Source organism: Pelomicrobium sp. G1, from assembly GCF_051905455.1.
GTDB lineage: Bacteria > Pseudomonadota > Gammaproteobacteria > Burkholderiales > UBA6910 > Pelomicrobium.
Genome location: NZ_JBQACR010000706.1, coordinates 1 through 229 on the forward strand (window position 1 = coordinate 1; position 229 = coordinate 229).

General features: G+C 63.3%; 1 pseudogene. It reads right to left on the reverse strand.

Annotation, left to right across the window (positions count from 1 at the left end):
• Positions 1-7: 7 nt before the first annotated feature.
• Positions 8-229 (reverse strand): annotated as a pseudogene (locus ACTFO6_RS20215) (serine/threonine-protein kinase); the annotation flags it as partial.

Here is a 229-nt window from a genome sequence, read left to right on the forward strand (position 1 = left end):
TTCCTGGTCAGCGGAACTTGTGCTTGATTTTAACCCGTTCGCCCGCGTCCCCGTGGATCGTCTGGCGATGGCCGGGGAGGTCTGAATTGCGCACTTCGATGGTGTGGGTGCCGGGGGCCACGTCCAGCTTGTGCCGGGGCGGGCTCACTCCGGCGAGTTTTCCATCCACGTAGATTTCCCCCCATGGGGAGATGGCGAACTCCAAATGGGCGCTAGGGATGGCGGCTGG